This window comes from Pseudomonas sp. B21-031 (genome assembly GCF_024748985.1).
GTDB lineage: Bacteria > Pseudomonadota > Gammaproteobacteria > Pseudomonadales > Pseudomonadaceae > Aquipseudomonas > Aquipseudomonas kermanshahensis.
Map to the genome: position 1 here is coordinate 4,992,171 of NZ_CP087181.1, position 18,384 is coordinate 5,010,554.

General features: G+C 62.5%; 15 protein-coding genes. 10 read left to right on the forward strand and 5 right to left on the reverse strand.

Features of this window, described 5'->3' with window-relative positions:
• The first annotated feature begins 29 nt into the window (after positions 1-29).
• The gene (locus LOY53_RS22280) at positions 30-686 is read left to right on the forward strand and encodes an alpha/beta hydrolase (RefSeq protein WP_252825773.1); all 657 of its coding nucleotides are present in this window, start codon (positions 30-32) and stop codon (positions 684-686) included.
• 101 nt (positions 687-787) lie between these two features.
• Entirely contained in the window at positions 788-2,251 is a 1,464-nt protein-coding gene (rhlB, locus tag LOY53_RS22285) for an ATP-dependent RNA helicase RhlB (RefSeq protein ID WP_252825774.1), read from the forward strand.
• A 160-nt stretch (positions 2,252-2,411) separates the two neighbouring features.
• Here the strand turns inward: rhlB and moaE are convergent, their stop codons facing one another.
• The 5 genes from moaE to LOY53_RS22310 form a co-directional block, all read right to left on the reverse strand.
• On the reverse strand, positions 2,412-2,858 hold the full coding sequence (moaE, locus tag LOY53_RS22290; RefSeq protein ID WP_252825775.1) for a molybdopterin synthase catalytic subunit MoaE: 447 nt from the start codon (positions 2,856-2,858) through the stop codon (positions 2,412-2,414).
• Positions 2,859-2,860: 2 nt separating this feature from the next.
• Positions 2,861-3,106 (reverse strand): molybdopterin converting factor subunit 1, encoded by a 246-nt coding sequence (gene moaD, locus LOY53_RS22295; protein ID WP_252827460.1) that lies wholly within the window; start codon positions 3,104-3,106, stop codon positions 2,861-2,863.
• The gene (gene moaC, locus LOY53_RS22300; protein ID WP_027595315.1) at positions 3,106-3,576 is read right to left on the reverse strand and encodes a cyclic pyranopterin monophosphate synthase MoaC; all 471 of its coding nucleotides are present in this window, start codon (positions 3,574-3,576) and stop codon (positions 3,106-3,108) included. The genes moaD and moaC overlap by 1 nt, the downstream gene beginning before the upstream one ends.
• Before the next feature lie 121 nt (positions 3,577-3,697).
• Positions 3,698-5,092, reverse strand: coding sequence for a PhoH family protein (locus LOY53_RS22305; RefSeq protein WP_027595314.1), 1,395 nt, complete (start codon positions 5,090-5,092; stop codon positions 3,698-3,700).
• Positions 5,093-5,358: 266 nt separating this feature from the next.
• Positions 5,359-6,495: a polysaccharide deacetylase family protein gene (locus LOY53_RS22310; RefSeq protein WP_258703292.1), complete on the reverse strand. Its 1,137-nt coding sequence runs from the start codon at positions 6,493-6,495 to the stop codon at positions 5,359-5,361.
• Positions 6,496-6,631: 136 nt separating this feature from the next.
• Between LOY53_RS22310 and yaaA the strand changes: the two genes are divergently transcribed.
• The 8 genes from yaaA to LOY53_RS22350 all read left to right on the forward strand — a co-directional run bounded on the left by yaaA (position 6,632) and on the right by LOY53_RS22350 (position 18,379).
• A complete protein-coding gene (yaaA, locus tag LOY53_RS22315; protein WP_252825777.1) occupies positions 6,632-7,411 on the forward strand; it encodes a peroxide stress protein YaaA in 780 nt (259 codons plus the stop codon).
• A gap of 830 nt (positions 7,412-8,241) precedes the next feature.
• Positions 8,242-9,558 carry a nucleotide sugar dehydrogenase gene (locus LOY53_RS22320; RefSeq protein ID WP_027595311.1) on the forward strand — a complete coding sequence of 439 codons (1,317 nt, stop codon included), beginning with the start codon at positions 8,242-8,244 and terminating at the stop codon, positions 9,556-9,558.
• 81 nt (positions 9,559-9,639) lie between these two features.
• Complete coding sequence (locus LOY53_RS22325; protein WP_172960386.1) at positions 9,640-11,121, forward strand: glycosyltransferase family 2 protein; 1,482 nt, start codon at positions 9,640-9,642, stop codon at positions 11,119-11,121.
• 36 nt (positions 11,122-11,157) lie between these two features.
• Positions 11,158-12,324: an alginate biosynthesis protein Alg44 gene (locus tag LOY53_RS22330; RefSeq protein ID WP_252825778.1), complete on the forward strand. Its 1,167-nt coding sequence runs from the start codon at positions 11,158-11,160 to the stop codon at positions 12,322-12,324.
• Positions 12,325-12,474: 150 nt separating this feature from the next.
• A complete protein-coding gene (algK, locus tag LOY53_RS22335; protein ID WP_252825780.1) occupies positions 12,475-13,869 on the forward strand; it encodes an alginate biosynthesis TPR repeat lipoprotein AlgK in 1,395 nt (464 codons plus the stop codon).
• Complete coding sequence (locus LOY53_RS22340; protein ID WP_085273971.1) at positions 13,866-15,344, forward strand: alginate export family protein; 1,479 nt, start codon at positions 13,866-13,868, stop codon at positions 15,342-15,344. The genes algK and LOY53_RS22340 overlap by 4 nt, the downstream gene beginning before the upstream one ends.
• A 22-nt stretch (positions 15,345-15,366) precedes the next feature.
• Complete coding sequence (gene algG / locus LOY53_RS22345) at positions 15,367-16,926, forward strand: mannuronan 5-epimerase AlgG (protein ID WP_252825783.1); 1,560 nt, start codon at positions 15,367-15,369, stop codon at positions 16,924-16,926.
• 13 nt (positions 16,927-16,939) lie between these two features.
• Complete coding sequence (locus LOY53_RS22350) at positions 16,940-18,379, forward strand: alginate O-acetyltransferase (protein WP_258703293.1); 1,440 nt, start codon at positions 16,940-16,942, stop codon at positions 18,377-18,379.
• Positions 18,380-18,384: the final 5 nt, after the last annotated feature.

The window sequence follows — 18,384 nt, forward strand, 5'->3', positions numbered from 1 at the left end:
AACAAGACACGCACACTTTCGGAGCAGTCATGACCAACCCGCTGATTCTCGAACCGCAGAAAACCGCCGACGCCTGTGTGATCTGGTTGCACGGCCTGGGCGCCGACCGTTACGACTTCCTACCGGTTGCCGAATTCATGCAGGAACGACTGCTCAGTACCCGGTTCATCATGCCCCAGGCCCCTACCCGCCCAGTCACCATCAATGGCGGCTATGCCATGCCCAGCTGGTATGACATCAAGGCCATGACCCCGGCGCGTGCCATCGACGAGGCGCAACTGGAGGAATCGGCCGAACAGGTGATCGCCCTGATCAAGGCCGAACAGGCCAAGGGCATCAATCTGTCGCGGATTTTCCTGGCCGGCTTCTCCCAGGGCGGCGCCGTGGTGCTGCACACTGCCTATATAAAGTGGCAAGAGGCCTTGGGCGGGGTGATCGCGCTGTCCACCTACGCGCCAACCTTCAACGATGCCCACGAACTCAGCGCCTGCCAGCAACGCACCCCGGCCCTGTGCCTGCATGGCGTGCACGACCCGGTGGTGATCCCTTCGATGGGGCGCACGGCCTTCGAATACCTGAATACCTGGGGTGTTGCCGCCCAATGGCACGAATACCCGATGGAGCATGAAGTGGCCATCGAGGAACTGAGCGACATCCACGACTGGTTGAGCAAGCAATTGCAATAAGCCAGGCTCGCCCGTCGTTGTGGGCGTATTCCGCTACGCCGTGTCCAGTTCTTGCTTTACACTGCCCGGCGTACATTCCTTAACCAGTTGATGAGACGATCGTGCTCAAGGCACTTAAAAAAATATTCGGCAAAGGAGACGCCGCGCCTCAGGCCGTCGATCCCGCTGCCAGCGTGAAAACGCCCGCGCCTGCTCCCGCTGCTGTGGCTCAGCCCCAGTCTCAGCCAGCGCCTCAGCCGGCCCCGACACCCGCCGACGCCAGCCCTGAGGCCCAAGCGCCTGCCGCGGCCGATAGACCGGCCAAGGAAAAACCGCGCCGCGAACGCAAGCCAAAGCCGCAGGCCAGCCTGTGGAAGCTGGAAGATTTCGTGGTTGAGCCGCAGGAAGGTAAAACCCGCTTCCACGATTTCAAGCTGTCCAGTGAAGTGATGCACGCGATCCACGACCTGGGATTCCCCTATTGCACGCCGATCCAGGCGCAGGTATTGGGTTACACCCTGCGTGGCCAAGACGCGATCGGCCGAGCCCAGACCGGCACCGGCAAGACCGCCGCGTTCCTGATCTCGATCATTTCCCAGCTGCAGCAGACGCCGCCGCCCAAAGAACGCTTCATGGGCGAACCGCGCGCGCTGATCATCGCGCCGACCCGCGAACTGGTGGTGCAAATCGCCAAGGACGCCGCTGCCCTGACCAAGTACACCGGCCTGAACGTCATGAGCTTTGTCGGTGGCATGGACTTCGACAAGCAGCTCAAGGCCCTGGAAGCGCGTCATTGCGACATCCTGGTCGCCACGCCGGGCCGCCTGCTGGACTTCAACCAGCGCGGTGAAGTGCACCTGGACATGGTCGAAGTGATGGTGCTGGACGAAGCCGACCGCATGCTCGACATGGGCTTTATCCCCCAGGTACGTCAGATCATTCGCCAGACACCGCCGAAAAGCGAACGCCAGACGCTGCTGTTCTCCGCCACCTTCACCGACGACGTGATGAACCTGGCCAAGCAGTGGACCACCAACCCGGCCATCGTCGAGATCGAGCCAGAAAACGTCGCCAGCGAGACGGTCGAGCAGCACGTCTACGCGGTGGCCGGCAGCGACAAGTACAAGCTGCTGTACAACCTGGTGACCCAGAACAAGTGGGAACGGGTGATGGTGTTCGCCAACCGCAAGGATGAAGTGCGGCGTATCGAAGAGAAGCTGGTGCGCGACGGCATCAACGCCGCCCAACTGTCGGGTGACGTGCCGCAGCACAAGCGCATTCGTACGCTGGAGAGCTTCCGTGAAGGCCGGATTACCGTGCTGGTAGCCACCGACGTGGCGGGCCGGGGTATCCACATCGATGGCATCAGCCACGTGATCAACTTCACCCTGCCCGAAGATGCCGATGACTATGTTCACCGCATCGGCCGTACCGGCCGCGCGGGGACCAGTGGCGTGTCGATCAGCTTTGCCGGCGAGGACGATTCCTACCAACTGCCGGCGATCGAAGAGCTGCTGGGGCGCAAGATCAAATGCGAGATGCCGCCGGATGAGCTGCTCAAGCCGGTGCCGCGCAAGCATCATTGAGGCACGCGGAGCCCAGGTAATTCGCGATCTCTGTAGGAGCAGCCTTGCGCTGCGAAGAGGCCGGTGACAACACAGTCATCGTTGCTGTTAGCACTGGCCCTTTCGCAGCACAAGGCTGCTCCTACAGAGGCCGTGCTGCTTCTGAAATACACCGATCGGCTTACCAGCGCCCCGCCGCATCCTGGTCACTCTGCTTCCCTTCTACCCAGCGCGGCCCGTCCTGGGTATTTTCCTTCTTCCAGAACGGCGCCCGGGTCTTCAGGTAATCCATGATGAAGTTGCAGGCATCGAACGCAGCCTGCCGATGGGCACTGGCCACACCGACGAAAACGATCGGCTCGCCCGGCTCCAGTGCGCCAATGCGGTGCAACACCTCGACCTTGAGCAAGGACCAGCGCTGCTCGGCCTCGACCACGATCTTGGCCAACGCCTTTTCGGTCATCCCCGGGTAGTGCTCAAGGAACATCCCGGCCACCTCGCGGCCATCATTGAAATCCCGCACGTAGCCGACAAACCCGACTACTGCGCCCACGCCGACATTCGCGGCATGCATGGCATTGACCTCGACACCCGGGTCAAACGCCCCGTGCTGCACTCGCACCGTCATGCTCAGCCTCCGGTCACCGGCGGGAAAAACGCCACTTCGTCACCCTCTTGCAGCGGCTCGTCGAGCCGGCACAGCTCTTCGTTGCGCGCGCACATCAGGTTCTGCTCTGCCAGCAATTCATATTTTCCGCCCTTGGCCACCAGCGCCTTGCGCACATCATCAATCACCGCGAAGTCACCTTCCACGCGTTCGGCATCGAGCCCGAGCAATTCCCGGTAGCGGGCGAAATACATCACCTTGACCTTCATCACGCGTCCACCTTGTAGTGGCCGCTCTTGCCGCCGAGTTTTTCCAGCAGGCGCACCTGCTCGATCACCATGCCCTTGTCCACGGCCTTGCACATGTCGTAGATCGTCAGTGCGGCAACGCTGGCAGCGGTCAGTGCCTCCATCTCGACGCCGGTCTGGCCGGCCAGCTTGCAGCGGGCGACGATGCGCACTGCGTCCTGCCCTTCGGCGCTGAGCTCGACCTTGACGCTGGTCAGCATCAGCGGATGGCACAGCGGGATCAGGTCGCTGGTTTTTTTCGCCGCCTGGATACCGGCAATGCGCGCCACGGCGAACACATCGCCCTTGGGGTGCTCACCGTCGACGATCATCTGCAAGGTCTGCGGCAACATGCGCACCCGCGCCTCGGCAATCGCCTCGCGCTCGGTCACGGCCTTTTCAGTGACGTCGACCATGTTGGCCCGCCCCTGGGAATCAAGATGTGTCAGCACTGCTCTGCTCCTGTGAAGGGAACACAGAGTGTAAACCTGTGGGTCAGGTTTGAGCAGTGGGATGTACTGTCTGTGCTTGCCCCGCGAAGAGGCCGGGCGGTGCACCGCCCGGCTGGATGGGTTACAAATGCGACTCGGCGTACTCGGCCAGTACCGAGCGTGGCACACCCTGCAGGGTGATGTGCACGCCATGGGGGAAGTCCTTGAAGCGCTCGGTCAGGTAGGTCAGGCCCGAGCTGGTCGCGGACAGGTAAGGGGTATCGATCTGCGCCAGGTTGCCCAGGCAGACCACCTTGGAACCGGAACCGGCACGGGTGATGATGGTTTTCATCTGGTGCGGCGTAAGGTTCTGGCACTCGTCGATCAAGATCAGGCTCTGCTGGAAGCTGCGACCGCGAATGTAGTTCAGCGACTTGAACTGCAGCGGCACCCGCTCAAGGATGTACTCGACGCTGCCGTGGGTGCTCTCGTCATCCATGTGCAACGCTTCGAGGTTGTCGGTGATGGCACCCAGCCAGGGCTCCATCTTCTCCGCTTCGGTGCCCGGCAGGAAGCCGATCTCCTGGTCCAGCCCCTGCACGCTGCGGGTAGCAATGATGCGCCGGTAACGCTTGCTGACCATGGTCTGCTCGATGGCCGCGGCCAGGGCTAGGATGGTCTTGCCCGAGCCGGCGGCGCCGGTCAGGTTGACCAGGTGGATGTCCGGATCGAGCAAGGCGAACAGGGCCAGGCTCTGATGGATGTCTCGCGGTTTCAGGCCCCAGGCTTCCTGGTGCAACAGGGGTTCCTGATGCAGGTCGAGCAGCAGCAGTTCATCATCGCGGATGCCCTTGATCCAGCCGACGAAGCCTTGTTCATCGATGATGAACTCGTTGATGTGCACAGCCGGCAGGTTGTCGATCATTTGCACACGATGCCAGGTGCGGCCCCGTTCCTGGCGGGTGTCGACCTTGCTGACCCGGTCCCAGAACGAGCCGGTAACCGAGTGATAGCCCTTGGACAACAGCGACACGTCATCGACCAACTGGTCGGTGCTGTAGTCCTCGGCCGCGATACCGCAAGCACGCGCCTTCAGGCGCATGTTGATGTCTTTGGTGACCAGCACCACGTCAAGGTCGGTGCGCCGGGCCCGTACTTCGAGCAACTGGTTGATGATGATGTTGTCGTTGAGGTTTTCCGGCAGCAGCTTGTTCGGCTCGTTGCGCGGGGTCATCAGGATGGACAGGAAGCCCTTGGGCCCACTCTTGTTGCGCTGGATCGGCACGCCCTGCTCGACATCGCTGGGCGAGGCGTTACCTAAGGTCTGGTCGATCAGGCGAATGGCCTGGCGGCATTCGGCGGCGATGCTTTGTTTACCGGTCTTGAGCTTGTCGAGTTCCTCCAGCACCGTCATCGGAATGGCGACGTGGTGCTCCTCGAAGTTGAGTAATGCGTTGGGGTCGTGAATCAGGACGTTGGTATCGAGCACATACAGGATTGGCTTGCTGGAGGAAGGGTTGCGTCCTTGGTCATCCATACTCGGTCACCTTATGTCGAAGCCACACGGCGCGGTCTGCTGCGCCGCAGAGTGACTGCCGGTCTTCCCGTATCCGCGTTGCTACGGGCGGGAAGCGAACCTGACACGGTGGATGACGCCACCTGTGCTGCAGGGCTCGGCTGTCTGGTTTCTTCATACCGCATAAACGATGACTAAAAAAAGCATTTTTACGCGCAGGTGAAGTTTATTTTTCCGATTGACGAACAGGGGTTGGCGAGGGGGCAAGTGAGGTCTACAGTCAGATATTAGTCCCCCTGCTCACGATGCCCGTAGGCGTGGCAGCCCTCCCAGCCAATGCCACTCTGCGCGGTGTTGCGCAGCACCCATTCCACCGCCGGCTGCGCCTTGGGCAGGCTGTCGTGGAATTGAATCACGCCCTTGCGCCACAGCAGCATCAGGGTCAGCACACGCTGCGCTGAGGCCTCTGCGCTCAACGCGCCCTCATCCTGGGCATCGATATCCCACAACGACACCTGCAACTGCTGGCTGGCCATGAACGTTTCGCCATCGGCCCGACGCTGGCCATATGGCGGGCGGAACAGCGGCACGTACTGCGCCGGCAGGTCAGCCTGCACCCGCGCCTGGCTGCGCCGCAACGAATCCTGCCAGCCCTGCCACTGGGCATGAGAGCGGTATTCCCAGCCCTGAATGCCCACGCATTGCCCGCGATAGAGCTGTCGCAGAGCCTCAACGGCGGCAGCGTCACGGCGTTGCTGCAGGCGATTGCCAAGCACGAAGAACGTGCCTTCAAGCTTTTGCCGACGCAGGTAATGGGTGAGGGCATCGGTATAGCCCCCGTCTGGCCCTGGGCCCCCCACGAAGGTCAGCAGGAACATGCGATCGTTGAGTTCATCGCCATTGCGTTCCCGGTTGGACAGGCGCTCAACCTCGCTGCTGGTGTTCGGCAACAGGGCTGCCTTACGCAGCTGCTCATCCAGGTAACGGACATGGAAATGATGGCTCGGCTCGATCCAGCCGGTATAAAACGTGCCAACATCTGCAGCGAACGTCGCTGCTTGCGCACGCAACTCCGCCATCGACGTGACCGGGTAGCAGAACGAAGCATCCTGTTCGCAGCTGCGCTGGGCCTGTTGATAACCCTGCCACAAACGTTGCCACAGGCGTGCCCGCACCAGGCGGACCTTTTGCAGGTTGATCTGCCGCAACCCTAACCGGGCTGCCAGTGCGCCATCGTCCAGCAGTTCGCTCTCGTGCAGCACCTGGGCGAACGAGAGGATCTCGGCCCGCGAGGCCACATCGAACAGCGCCGGGCTGTCCAACTGCTCGGGCCACAGGCTACGGTCCAGGCTTGCCTGGGGTGATGGGGCGGCCTGCACGGCCAGGCTCAACAACGTGGCCAGCAAGGCCGATGCAATGCGCACGGTGGGAAGCTCCGCAACAGCAAAACGCGCACTATAGCGCCTGGCTTGGCGATGGTCTGTGACTATCGTCGGCATAGTTTGGACTTGCCAGGCCCAGCCCGTAGAATCCCTGGCAACGATTCCAGGAGCCGACCCGATGCTGACGGTGATTTCCCCCGCCAAGACCCTCGACTACGACACCCCGCCGGTGACCGAGCGTTTCACCCTCCCCCAGTACCTGGACGACTCCCAGGCACTGATCATGCAACTGCGCGAGCTGTCGCCCGCCCAGATCAGTGAACTGATGCACCTGTCCGACAAACTCGCCGGCCTCAACGCCGCCCGTTTCGGCAGCTGGACCCCAGACTTCACCCCGGCCAACGCCAAACAAGCGTTGCTGGCGTTCAAAGGTGACGTGTACACCGGCCTTGATGCCGAGAGCCTTGGCGAAGACGACTTCAGCTACGCCCAGGACCACCTGCGCATGCTCTCTGGCCTGTATGGCCTGCTGCGCCCGCTCGACCTGATGCAGCCTTACCGCCTGGAAATGGGCACCAAGCTGGCCAACGCCCGCGGCAAGGACCTGTATGCCTTCTGGGGCACGCGCATCAGCGAATGGCTGAACCAGGCCCTGGCCGACCAAGGTGATGACGTGCTGCTGAACCTGGCCAGCAATGAGTACTTCAGCGCGGTAAAACGCAGCGCCCTGAAGGCCCGCGTGATCAACGTCGACTTCAAAGACTTCAAGAACGGCCAGTACAAGATCATCAGCTTCTACGCCAAGAAAGCCCGCGGGATGATGAGCCGCTTCGTGATTGAGCAGCGCATCAGCGACCCAGAACAGCTGAAGCAGTTCGACGTGCAGGGGTACTACTACAGTGCCGAGCAGTCGAAGGCGGATCATCTGGTGTTTTTGCGGGATCACGCGCAGGCTTGAAGTTCGCCCCGACGGTGGCGTCGCCGTTGAGATCGAGCGCCGCCCGCGCAGCGCTCGATCTCGAAACCACAGAAAATCCCCGCCATCCCCCCTCCCCCTCACCGGCCCCAATCAAACCGCCATCACGCCACAATCCCGACGCCAAAAAACCACCACACCTCCCTTTATCGCCAAACGCCATAAGACCGTTCGTACCTTTTTTGACGTTTTTTGAAAAATATTTTTCGATACTGGCATTAAAACATCCCCCCTCAATCTCGCCCTTTATATACAGGGACGAAACACCCCAGTGCTATCAGATTGAAACTATTTATCACTGAAGAATTATTTAGAAATCTTTCATCCGGGCAAAACCCAGCCAGGAACTTCTGTCATACAGGATCGCTCATAGTGCCGTAACGAATTTCCTGCCCCAGGGCTGTGAGAGATGACTTACAGATGACAACGGCAGGTATCCACTGCCCGCCACAGTAACTTCGACAGGTATAACGGGCACCCCCAAGAGCCCTGTCCACGCAGGAGAGACGCGCCCTTACAAATCGTCCTAGTGGTTGATTTCAAAGGATTTATCCACTTGAAAAAACAAGCACAGCAGCGCGCCACGTAGCGCACTGCAATAAAGACGGCTGCACGCCAAGGCACGTTTTTTAATAATGGCTTTTTACTGCCAAGTTTGAGCGCATAACTTTTCGCGCTCCGGAATAATTTTGCCTGCGCTCGGCGAAGTGTGCATTCGCCATGGACCCGTGCGCCCAAAAACTGTTGTTAATCAACCTGGCCCGGCTCTTTCCGAAGGAGCCGGCGTGATAAACACACATGAGGTGATAGCGATGCGTATCAGCATCTTTGGTTTGGGTTATGTAGGGGCAGTCTGTGCAGGCTGCCTGACGGCGCGAGGCCATGAAGTGATTGGTGTGGACGTGTCCAGCACCAAGATCGACCTGATCAACCAGGGCAAGTCGCCCATCGTCGAACCTGGCCTGGAAGCACTGCTGCAACAGGGCATCGCCAATGGCCGCCTGCGCGGCACCACCGACTTCGCCGAGGCCATCCGCGCCAGCGATGTGTCGATGATCTGCGTCGGTACGCCGAGCAAGAAGAACGGCGACCTGGGCCTTGAGTACATCGAATCGGTGTGCCGCGAAATCGGCTACGTGCTGCGTGACACCACCCGCCGCCACACCATCGTGGTACGCAGCACCGTGCTGCCGGGCACCGTCAAGAACGTGGTGATCCCGATCCTCGAAGACTGCTCGGGCAAAAAGGCCGGGGTCGACTTCGGTGTTGCAGTCAACCCTGAGTTCCTGCGCGAAAGCACCGCCATCAAGGACTACGACCAGCCGCCGATGACGGTCATCGGTGAACTGGACAGCGCCAGCGGCGACGTGCTGCAAAGCCTGTACGAAGAACTCGACGCACCGATCATCCGCAAGCCGATCGAAGTGGCCGAGATGATCAAGTACACCTGCAACGTGTGGCACGCCACCAAGGTCACCTTCGCCAACGAAATCGGCAACATCGCCAAGGCTGTGGGTGTCGATGGTCGCGACGTGATGGACGTGGTCTGTCAGGACAAGGTACTGAACCTGTCGCAGTACTACATGCGCCCAGGCTTCGCCTTCGGCGGCTCGTGCCTGCCGAAGGACGTGCGCGCCCTCACCTACCGCGCCGCCAGCCTCGACGTGCGAGCGCCACTGCTCGATTCGCTGATGGCCAGCAACGAGTCGCAGGTGCAGAACGCCTTCGAGCTGATCGAAGCCCACGACAAGCGCAAGGTCGCCTTGCTCGGCCTGAGCTTCAAGGCCGGCACCGACGACCTGCGTGAAAGCCCACTGGTGGAACTGGCCGAGCGCCTGATCGGCAAGGGCTACCAGTTGGGCATCTACGACGAGAACGTCCAATACGCCCGTGTTCACGGCGCCAACAAGGACTACATCGAATCGAAGATCCCACACGTTTCCTCGCTGCTCAACGCCGACTTCCAGCAGGTCATCGACAACGCCGACATCATCGTCCTGGGCAACCGTGACGAGCAGTTCCGCGCCCTTGCCCAGCAAGCGCCGGAAGGCAAACAGGTGATCGACCTGGTGGGCTTCATGAGCAAAGCCACCTGCGGCACCAGCCGTACCGAAGGCATCTGCTGGTAACACCCTTGGCCGGGCAGCGCAGGTGCTCCTCAGGGAACACGCGCTGCCCTTCCTTCCCTGATTTCGCGACGGATGCTGAACATGCAAAGGCTCCAGACAGTGCTGTTGCAGTGCGCCGGGTGGCTGCTCTACATGAGCCTGCTCATGTTGATCGCCCTGGCCCTGCCGGCCGATATCTTCGACTCGCAGTCGAAGCACTTCATCTTCCTGGTCGGCGCAGTCGGCATCTGGCGCTACTCGATGGGCGCCACCCATTTCATCCGCGGCATGATCTTCCTGTACGCCGTCTACCCGTACCTGCGCCGCAAGGTGCAGAAGCTGGGCAAGGCTGCAGACCCATCCCACGTGTACCTGATGGTCACCAGCTTTCGTATCGATGCGCTGACCACCGCGCAGGTGTACAGCTCGGTGATCCGTGAAGCCATCAACTGCGGCTTCCCCACCACCGTGGTCTGCTCGCTGGTGGAGATGTCGGACGAGCTGCTGGTGAAAAGCCTGTGGGCCAAATACAACCCGCCGGCACACGTCAAGCTAGACATCGTGCGCATCGCCGGCACCGGCAAGCGTGACGGCCTGGCCTATGGTTTTCGCGCCATCTCGCGGATGCTGCCAGACGAAAACGCCGTGGTGGCCGTGATTGATGGCGACACCGTGCTAGCCGATGGCGTGGTCTGCAAGACCGTGCCGTGGTTCAAGCTCTACCCCAATGTCGGTGGCCTGACCACCAACGAATTCTGCGAAGTGCGCGGCGGCTACATCATGAGCGAGTGGCACAAGCTGCGCTTCGCCCAGCGCCACATCAACATGTGCTCGATGGCGCTGTCAAAGCGCGTGCTGACCATGACCGGGCGCATGTCGATGTTCCGCGCCAGTGTGGTGACCAACCCCGAGTTCATCGCCGACGTCGAAAGCGACTCGCTGATGCACTGGCGCCTGGGCCGCTTCAAGTTCCTCACCGGTGACGACAAGTCCAGCTGGTTCAGCCTGATGCGCCTGGGCTACGACACCTTCTACGTGCCGGACGCCGCCATCAACACCGTCGAGCATCCGCCCGAAAAAAGCTTCCTCAAGGCCAGCCGCAAACTGATGTACCGCTGGTACGGCAACAACCTGCGGCAGAACTCCCGCGCGCTGGGCCTGGGCCTGCGGCGCCTGGGGCTGTTCACCAGCATCGTCCTGTTCGACCAGCGCGTGTCGATGTGGACCAGCCTGCTGGGCCTGACCGTGGCGGTGATCGCCAGCCTCAAGTTTGGCCTGGGTTTCCTGCTGGTGTACCTGCTGTGGATCGGCATCACTCGCCTGATCCTGACCGTGATGCTGCTGTGCTCCGGGCACAAGGTCGGGCCGGCCTATCCGCTGATCCTTTATTACAACCAGATCGTCGGCGCGATGATGAAGATCTACGTGTTCTTCCGCCTCGACAAGCAGTCCTGGACCCGCCAGCCCACTGCCCTCAAACGTGACCTCGCCAGCTTTCAACAATGGTTCAACACCTGGTCCTCGCGGACCATGACCTTCTCGGCGGCCAGCATCTTCGTTGCTGTGCTGTTCATGGTCGTGTGAGCCCAACCGGATCGGATCTAACAGGAACAAACCACCATGAATACCGCCGTGAACGTCAACGTCGTGCATGAGTCCGAAGCCCAGCGCCAACACGCCCGGGTGCGCATTCCAGCCAAGCTGCGCTTCCTGGATAACCAGCGCCAAACCCACGAAGTGAAGGTCGATGACCTGTCCGCCGGTGGCCTGAGCTTCCACACCAAACAGCAACTGTCGGTGGGCGATGTGCTGCGCGGGCGGCTGCAGTTCGTGGTCGACAACCTGGGCCTGTCGATCGACATCGAGTTCCAGGTGCGCTCCTTCAACCCCAGCAATGGCCGTACCGGCGCGCAGTTCCAGAACCTGGAGCCCCGCGACATCGCCACCCTGCGGCACATCATCACCAGCCACCTGTCGGGTGAGCTGATCAGCATCGGTGATGTGCTCAGCACGCTGCAGCGCGACAACTTCACCAAGGCGCGCAAGCAGAAGGATGGCGGTGCCGGCCTGACCGCCTTCGGCCGCCTCAAGGCGGTCAGCGTGTCCCTCGGCGTGTTCGTGATCGGCGTGGCCGCCTTCGGTTTCGTTGCCAAATCGCTGTACGGCATGTACTTCGTCAGCCACGCCGAAGCTGGCGTGGTCGCAGTGCCCACCACCAGCGTCACCATGCCCCGCGACGGCACCGTGAACAGCCTGGTCGAGAGCGGTGGCCAAGTGGTCAAGGGCGCGCCCCTGGCGAGTTTCAGCACCAGCATGCTGGACATGCTCAAAGGCCACCTGGACGACTCGCAACTGGAGCCGGCCAAGGTTGAGGAACTGTTCGGCAAGCAGCTTTCCGGCACCCTCACCAGCCCCTGCGATTGCGTGGTCGCCCGCCAGCTGGTGGATGACGGCCAGTACGCCGCCAAGGGCCAACCGATCTTCCAGCTGATCCCACGCACCACCAACCCGATGGTCGAAGCGCGCTTCAGCTACCGCCAGTTCGACGAGGTCACGCCCGGCACCCGGGTCAACTTCCAGGTGGCCGGCGAAGACGAAGTGCGCACCGGCCAGATCGTCAGCAGCGCCAGCCTCAACAGCGAAGACCTGGCCTCCGACATCCGCGTGCAGATCAAGCCTGACAGCGGCCTGCCAGCAGAACTTGCCGGGCGCCCTGCTTCGGTCAGCAGCGACCGTGGGCCGTCGTTCAACTGGCTGATCGACAAAGCCGTGGCCCGTGGGCTGTAAGAGGACAAGCCGATGACTAGCACACAACCCGATACCTGTGGGAGCCGGCTTGCCGGCGATCGAGTGCGCAGCACTCGCCCAGCAGATGTGTCGCCCACGCTGGCCTCTCGCCGGCAAGCCGGCTCCCACAGGGTCCGAGTGAACCTTGGGATGTGCGCCCTGGCCGCCGCCATCACGCTGGCCGGCTGTGCCGGCCTGCCTGACCAGCGCCTGGCCAACGAAGCCCTCAAGCGCGGCGACACCGCGTTGGCCGAGCGCAACTACAAGGCCCTCGCCGACCTCGGCTACAGCGATGCGCAAGTCGGCCTGGCCGACATCAAGGTCGCCACCCGCGACCCCGCGCAGATCAAGCAAGCCGAGGCCACCTACCGCGCCGCAGCCTCCACTTCGCCACGGGCCCAGGCTCGGCTCGGCCGCCTGCTGGTGGCCAAACCCGACAGCACCCAGGCTGAACGTGAAGAGGCCGAAACGCTGCTCAAACGCGCCGCCCAGCAAGGCGAAAGCAATACCTTGATCCCGCTGGCGATGCTTTACCTGCAATACCCGCAGAGCTTCCCCAACGTCAACGCGCAGCAACAGATCGACCAGTGGCGCGCCGCCGGCAACCCGGAAGCGGGCCTGGCCCAGGTGCTGCTGTATCGCACCCAAGGCACCTACGACCAGCACCTGGGCGAGGTCGAGAGCATCTGCAAGGCCGCGCTCAATACCACCGACATCTGCTACGTCGAACTGGCCACCGTGTACCAGAAGCGCGGCCAGCCCGACCAGCAAGCCGCCCTGCTCGGCCAGCTCAAGGCGGCCTATGCTCGCGGCGCCGTACCGGCCACCCGGGTCGACAGCGTCGCCCGTGTACTAGCCGACCGCAGCCTCGGCCAGACCGACGAAAAAACCGCCAAGGACCTGCTCGAACAGGTGGCGCCGGCCAACCCGGCGTCGTGGGTCAGCCTTGCGCAACTGGTCTACGACTTCCCCGAGCTGGGCGACACCGACCAGCTACTGGCCTACATCGACAAAGGCCGCGCCGCCGAACAGCCACGCGCCGAACTGCTGCTGGGCCGCCTCTACTACGAAGGCAAGACGTTGCCCGCCGATGCGGCAAAAGCCGAACAGCACCTGCAGGCCGCCGCCGACGCCGGCGAGGTCAGCGCCCATTACTACCTGGGCCAGCTGTACCGCCGCGGTTACCTGGGCAATGTCGAGCCGCAGAAGGCTGTCGACCACCTGCTCGCTGCCGCCCGTGGCGGCCAGAACAGCGCCGACTATGCCTTGGCCCAGCTGTTCAGCGAAGGCCATGGCATCCGCCCGCAACCTGGCAACGCCTGGGTGTTCGCGCAACTGTCGCAGGCCAACCCGACGCCACAGTCGGCCGAACTGCTGCAGCAACTCGATCAGCAACTCACGCCAGACCAGCGCAGCCAGGCGCAAAGCTTGCTGACGCAGGAAAAACAGGCACGCGGCAGCATGGCGCAAGGCGCCAACAGCACCCTGGCCCTCGAAGCCCTGCAAGACGACGAACAAGAAGTAGACGGTGAGGACTCGCTATGACGCTCAATCCCTTCGTGAAAGCCGGCATCGGCCTGAGCTTCGCCCTGCTGTGGTCCTGCCCGACCCTGGCCGACATGACCGCCCAGAAAAACTTCGGCCTGGACGTGAAAATCACCGGCCAATCGGAAGACGATCGCGACCTCGGCACCCGGCCCGGCGGTGACGTCAACGGCCTCGGCCTCGACCTGCGCCCCTGGGTGTACGGCGAGCGCGGCAACTGGAGCGCCTACGCCATGGGCCAGGCCGTCGCGGCCACCGACACCATCGAAACCGACACCCTGCGCCAGAACGACGACGGCACCACCACCGACACCGGTGACGACAGCCGCAAGCCGGACAAAAGCTACCTGGCCATGCGCGAGTTCTGGGTCGGCTACAGCGGCCTCACCCAGTACCCTGGCGAGCAACTGCGCTTAGGCCGCCAGCGCCTGCGCAGCGACGACGGCATGTGGCGCGACACCAACATCGAAGCCCTCAACTGGACCTTCGACACCACCCTGCTCAAGGCCGACCTGGGCGTGGCCCAGCGCTTCAGCGAGTACCGCACCGACCTCACCGAACTGGCCCCGGAAGACAAAGACCGCACGCACCTCTACGGTAACGTCGCCACGCAATGGACCCCCGGCCACTGGGTCGGCCTGCGTGCCCACCACACCCATGACAGCGGCAGCCTGAAAAGCCCCGGCGAGACGATCGATGCGCTCGACAAGACCCGCACCGGCGACCTCACCTGGCTGGGCCTGGAAGCCAACAGCGACGCCTACAACTGGCGCAACGACCACACCGTCAACTACTGGGGCAGCCTGACCTGGCTGACCGGTGACCGCGACAAGCTCAGCAGCCAGCAGGTGGGCGACGATCAAGTGGCCACCGGCAAGCAGAGCGGCGACGTCAACGCCTGGGCCACCGACCTCGGCATCCGCCTGCGCCTTGACCCCAACTGGCAAGTCGGTGCGGCCTACGCCCGTGGCAGCGGCGGCGGTGGCGATGACGGCTCGAACAACTTCGAGCAGACCGGCCTTGAGAGCAACCGCTCCAACTTCACCGGTACCCGCTCGCGCGTGCACCGCTTCGGCGAGGCCTTCCGTGGCGAGCTGGGCAACCTGCAGGCGGCCACCCTGTTCGCCTCGTGGCAACTGCGCGACGACTACGACGCCAGCCTGATCTACCACAAGTTCTGGCGCGTCGATGGCGAGCAGAACATTGGCTCCAGCGGCATCAACGCTGCGGTCAACGACAACGGCGTGAACCGCCCGCTGATCAATGGCGAAAAAGACCTCGGCCAGGAAATGGACGTGGTCGTCACCAAGTACTTCAAGCAGGGCCTGTTGCCCGCTTCGATGAGCCAGGCAATCGACGAACCGTCCGCGCTGGTGCGCCTGCGCGCCGGTGTGTTCAAGCCGGGTGACGCCTATGGCAAGGAAGCGGACTCGTACATGCACCGTGCCTTTGTCGACGTGATCTGGCGCTTCTGAGGCCGGTAGAGGATTTCTTGTCATGCCCCTTCACCCGCACCTACGTCACAGCCTCCTGGCCAGCGCCTTGCTGCTGGCCTCAGGCCTTGCCGTTGCCGCAGAACCCACGGTGATCGCCAAGGAACTGCAGCAGGCCAAGACCTACACCGTGTCCAGCGCGCCCACCGAACCGCTGCACATGGACCCACCGAAACTGCCCGACCTCAGCGGCTTCACTGCCGAGGCCGTGCAGAGCAAGATCGACCGCCGCCACAAAGGCAAGGTCAGCGTGCGCCGCATGCTGCAGGAAGAGTCGCTGAAGGAGTTCATCGGTGGCGACAACAAGGCCGCCGAATGGGTGCAACGCCAGCACGGCATCCCCCAGGCGATCTTCGTCGATGACGGCCATGTCGACTTGGTCGAGCTGAGCAAAAAGGTACCCAAGCAGTACCTCAGCGAAGTCGAGCCGGGGGTGTACCTGGCGCGCCTGCCAATCGTGGTCGGGCAGAAGGGCATCCTCGAAATCAACGGCAAGGTCAAGCAACTGCGCCTGTCCCAGGAGGGCGGCGCGTTTCTGGTCAATGACGGCAAGCTGTTCGTCAGCGACACCCAGGTCACCGGCTGGCGCGAGAAGGACAACGGCCCCGCGACCTTCCGCTCGCCCAAGGAATTCCGCCCGTTCCTGCTGTCGTGGGGCGGCACCGAGACCTACATCGTCAACACCAAGATGGCCAGCTTCGGCTACGCCAAGTCCAAGTCGTACGGTGTGAGCATCTCGCAGTACACGCCGAACATGGCCAAGCGCATGGGCCGCCCGGAGCCGACCGGCTGGATCATTGGCTCGGAGTTCAGCGACATGTGGTACGGCTTCTACTGCTACGAGACGCAGGACTTCGTGGTCAAGGACAACACCTACCGCGACAACATCGTCTACGGCATCGACCCGCACGACCGCTCGCACCGCCTGATCATCGCCGGCAACACGGTGTACGGCACCAAGAAAAAGCACGGGATCATCGTCTCGCGTGAGGTCAACGACAGCTGGATCATCAACAACAAGAGCTACGACAACAAGCTCTCGGGCGTGGTGATCGACCGTAACAGCGTCAACAACCTGATCGCCTACAACGAGATCTACCGCAACCACACCGACGGCATCACCTTGTACGAAAGCGGCGACAACCTGATCTGGGGCAACAAGCTGATCAACAACCGCCGCCACGGCATCCGCGTGCGCAACAGCGTGAACATCCGCCTGTACGAAAACGTCGCCATGGCCAATGGCCTGGTGGGTGTCTACGGGCACATCAAGGACTTGTCCGACACCGACCGCGACATCGCCCTCGACCCGTTCGACACCAAGGTCTCGTTGATCGTGGTGGGCGGTGAGCTGGCGGCCAACGGCTCCGGGCCGCTGTCGATCGATTCGCCGCTGTCGGTCGAGTTGTACAAGGTGTCGATGCTCGCGCCGCGCAAGGCCAACGGCATCAGCCTCAACGGCATCCTCGGCGAGCGCCAGGACGAAATCCTCGACCTGCTGGTGCGCCAGCAAAAGGCTGTGCTGATCGACCCGGTCGAACGCCAGACCGAAATGATCGATTAAGGAAGCCCAGACCATGACTCCACACCTGATGAAACTGCTGGGCCTGTCCGCCGCCCTTCTGGCGATCAGCCAGGGCGTGCGCGCCGACGAGGTGAAAGCCCCGACGTTCAGCGCCGAGCCCTGCTGCCAACTGTGCCCCGAGGCGCACGACGCCAGCCGCTACACCACCCGCTACCAGCAGAACTTCACCACGCTGGTACAGGCCCAGGGCGACTGGCTGTTCCGTACCCGCGAGGACCTGCGTACCGAGTTCAACACCACCCCCGCCGGCTACAAACGCCTGCAGCAGGTGCACGACGCGTTCAAGAAGCGCGGCGTGGAACTGGTCGTGGTCTACCAGCCGACCCGTGGCCTGGTGAACCGCAACATGCTTAAGCCGGAAGAAAAAGCCGCCTTCGACTACCAGAAGGCCCTGGGCAACTACCAGGCCATGCTCCAGCGCTTCAGCAAGATGGGCTACAACGTGCCCGACCTGTCGCCGCTGACCAACGAACAACTGGCCGCCGCCGACCAGGGCAAAGACTTCTACTTCCGCGGTGACCAGCACTGGACGCCGTATGGCGCCGAGCGCGCCGCCAAGATCGTGGCCGAAACCGTGCACCACATGCCGGCCTTCGAAGGCATCCCACGCAAGGAATTCGAAACCAAGAAGTCCGGGCGCATGGGCAAGACCGGCACCCTGCACAACGTCGCCGGCCAGCTCTGTGGCACCAGCTACGCCGTGCAGTACATGGACCAGTTCGCCACCGAGCCAAAAGGCGCGAGCGGCGGCGACGACCTGTTCGGCGATGGCGGCAACGCGCAGATCACCTTGGTCGGTACCAGCCACAGCGGCAAGAACTACAACTTCTCGGGCTTCCTCGAACAGTACATCGGTGCGGACGTGCTCAACGTCGCCTTCCCTGGCGGTGGCCTGGAAGGCTCGATGATCCAGTACCTGGGCAGCGAAGAGTTCCAGAAAAACCCGCCGAAGATCCTGATCTGGGAGTTCTCCCCGCTGTATCGCCTGGACCAGGAAACCATCTGGCGGCAGATCCTCGGCCTGCTCGACGATGGCTGTGACGCGCGCCCGGCGCTGATGAGCGCCAGCACCACGCTCAAGCCCGGCAAGAACGAGCTGATGGTCAACGGCAAGGGCGGTGTGATCAAAGACCTGATCAACCGCAACCTGCAGATGGACGTCAAGTTCGAAGACCCTTCGGTGAAGGTGCTACAGGCCACCCTCTGGTACCTCAACGGCCGCCACGAGGACATCAAGCTGGAGAAACCGGAAACCTCCGACACCGACGGCCGTTTCGTCTTCCAGATGCGCGAAGACGAAGACTGGGCCAGCCAGAACCTGTTGGCCTTCGAGGTCCAGGGGCCGGAGAAAGGCACCCAGAAGGTCGAGGCCAAACTCTGCAAACGCAACAACTTCGCCGTGCCTGCGCAAACCGCGCAAGCCGGCCAGTGAGGCGA

Coding starts and splice junctions, on each gene's coding strand:
- LOY53_RS22305 (WP_027595314.1), bottom strand. CDS start 5,092: ATGGATGACCAAGGACGCAACCCTTCCTCCAGCAAGCCAATCCTGTAT.
- moaD (WP_252827460.1), bottom strand. CDS start 3,106: ATGAAGGTCAAGGTGATGTATTTCGCCCGCTACCGGGAATTGCTCGGG.
- algK (WP_252825780.1), top strand. CDS start 12,475: ATGTGCGCCCTGGCCGCCGCCATCACGCTGGCCGGCTGTGCCGGCCTG.
- moaE (WP_252825775.1), bottom strand. CDS start 2,858: ATGACGGTGCGAGTGCAGCACGGGGCGTTTGACCCGGGTGTCGAGGTC.
- yaaA (WP_252825777.1), top strand. CDS start 6,632: ATGCTGACGGTGATTTCCCCCGCCAAGACCCTCGACTACGACACCCCG.
- LOY53_RS22330 (WP_252825778.1), top strand. CDS start 11,158: ATGAATACCGCCGTGAACGTCAACGTCGTGCATGAGTCCGAAGCCCAG.
- LOY53_RS22280 (WP_252825773.1), top strand. CDS start 30: ATGACCAACCCGCTGATTCTCGAACCGCAGAAAACCGCCGACGCCTGT.
- LOY53_RS22350 (WP_258703293.1), top strand. CDS start 16,940: ATGACTCCACACCTGATGAAACTGCTGGGCCTGTCCGCCGCCCTTCTG.
- LOY53_RS22325 (WP_172960386.1), top strand. CDS start 9,640: ATGCAAAGGCTCCAGACAGTGCTGTTGCAGTGCGCCGGGTGGCTGCTC.
- algG (WP_252825783.1), top strand. CDS start 15,367: ATGCCCCTTCACCCGCACCTACGTCACAGCCTCCTGGCCAGCGCCTTG.
- LOY53_RS22320 (WP_027595311.1), top strand. CDS start 8,242: ATGCGTATCAGCATCTTTGGTTTGGGTTATGTAGGGGCAGTCTGTGCA.
- LOY53_RS22340 (WP_085273971.1), top strand. CDS start 13,866: ATGACGCTCAATCCCTTCGTGAAAGCCGGCATCGGCCTGAGCTTCGCC.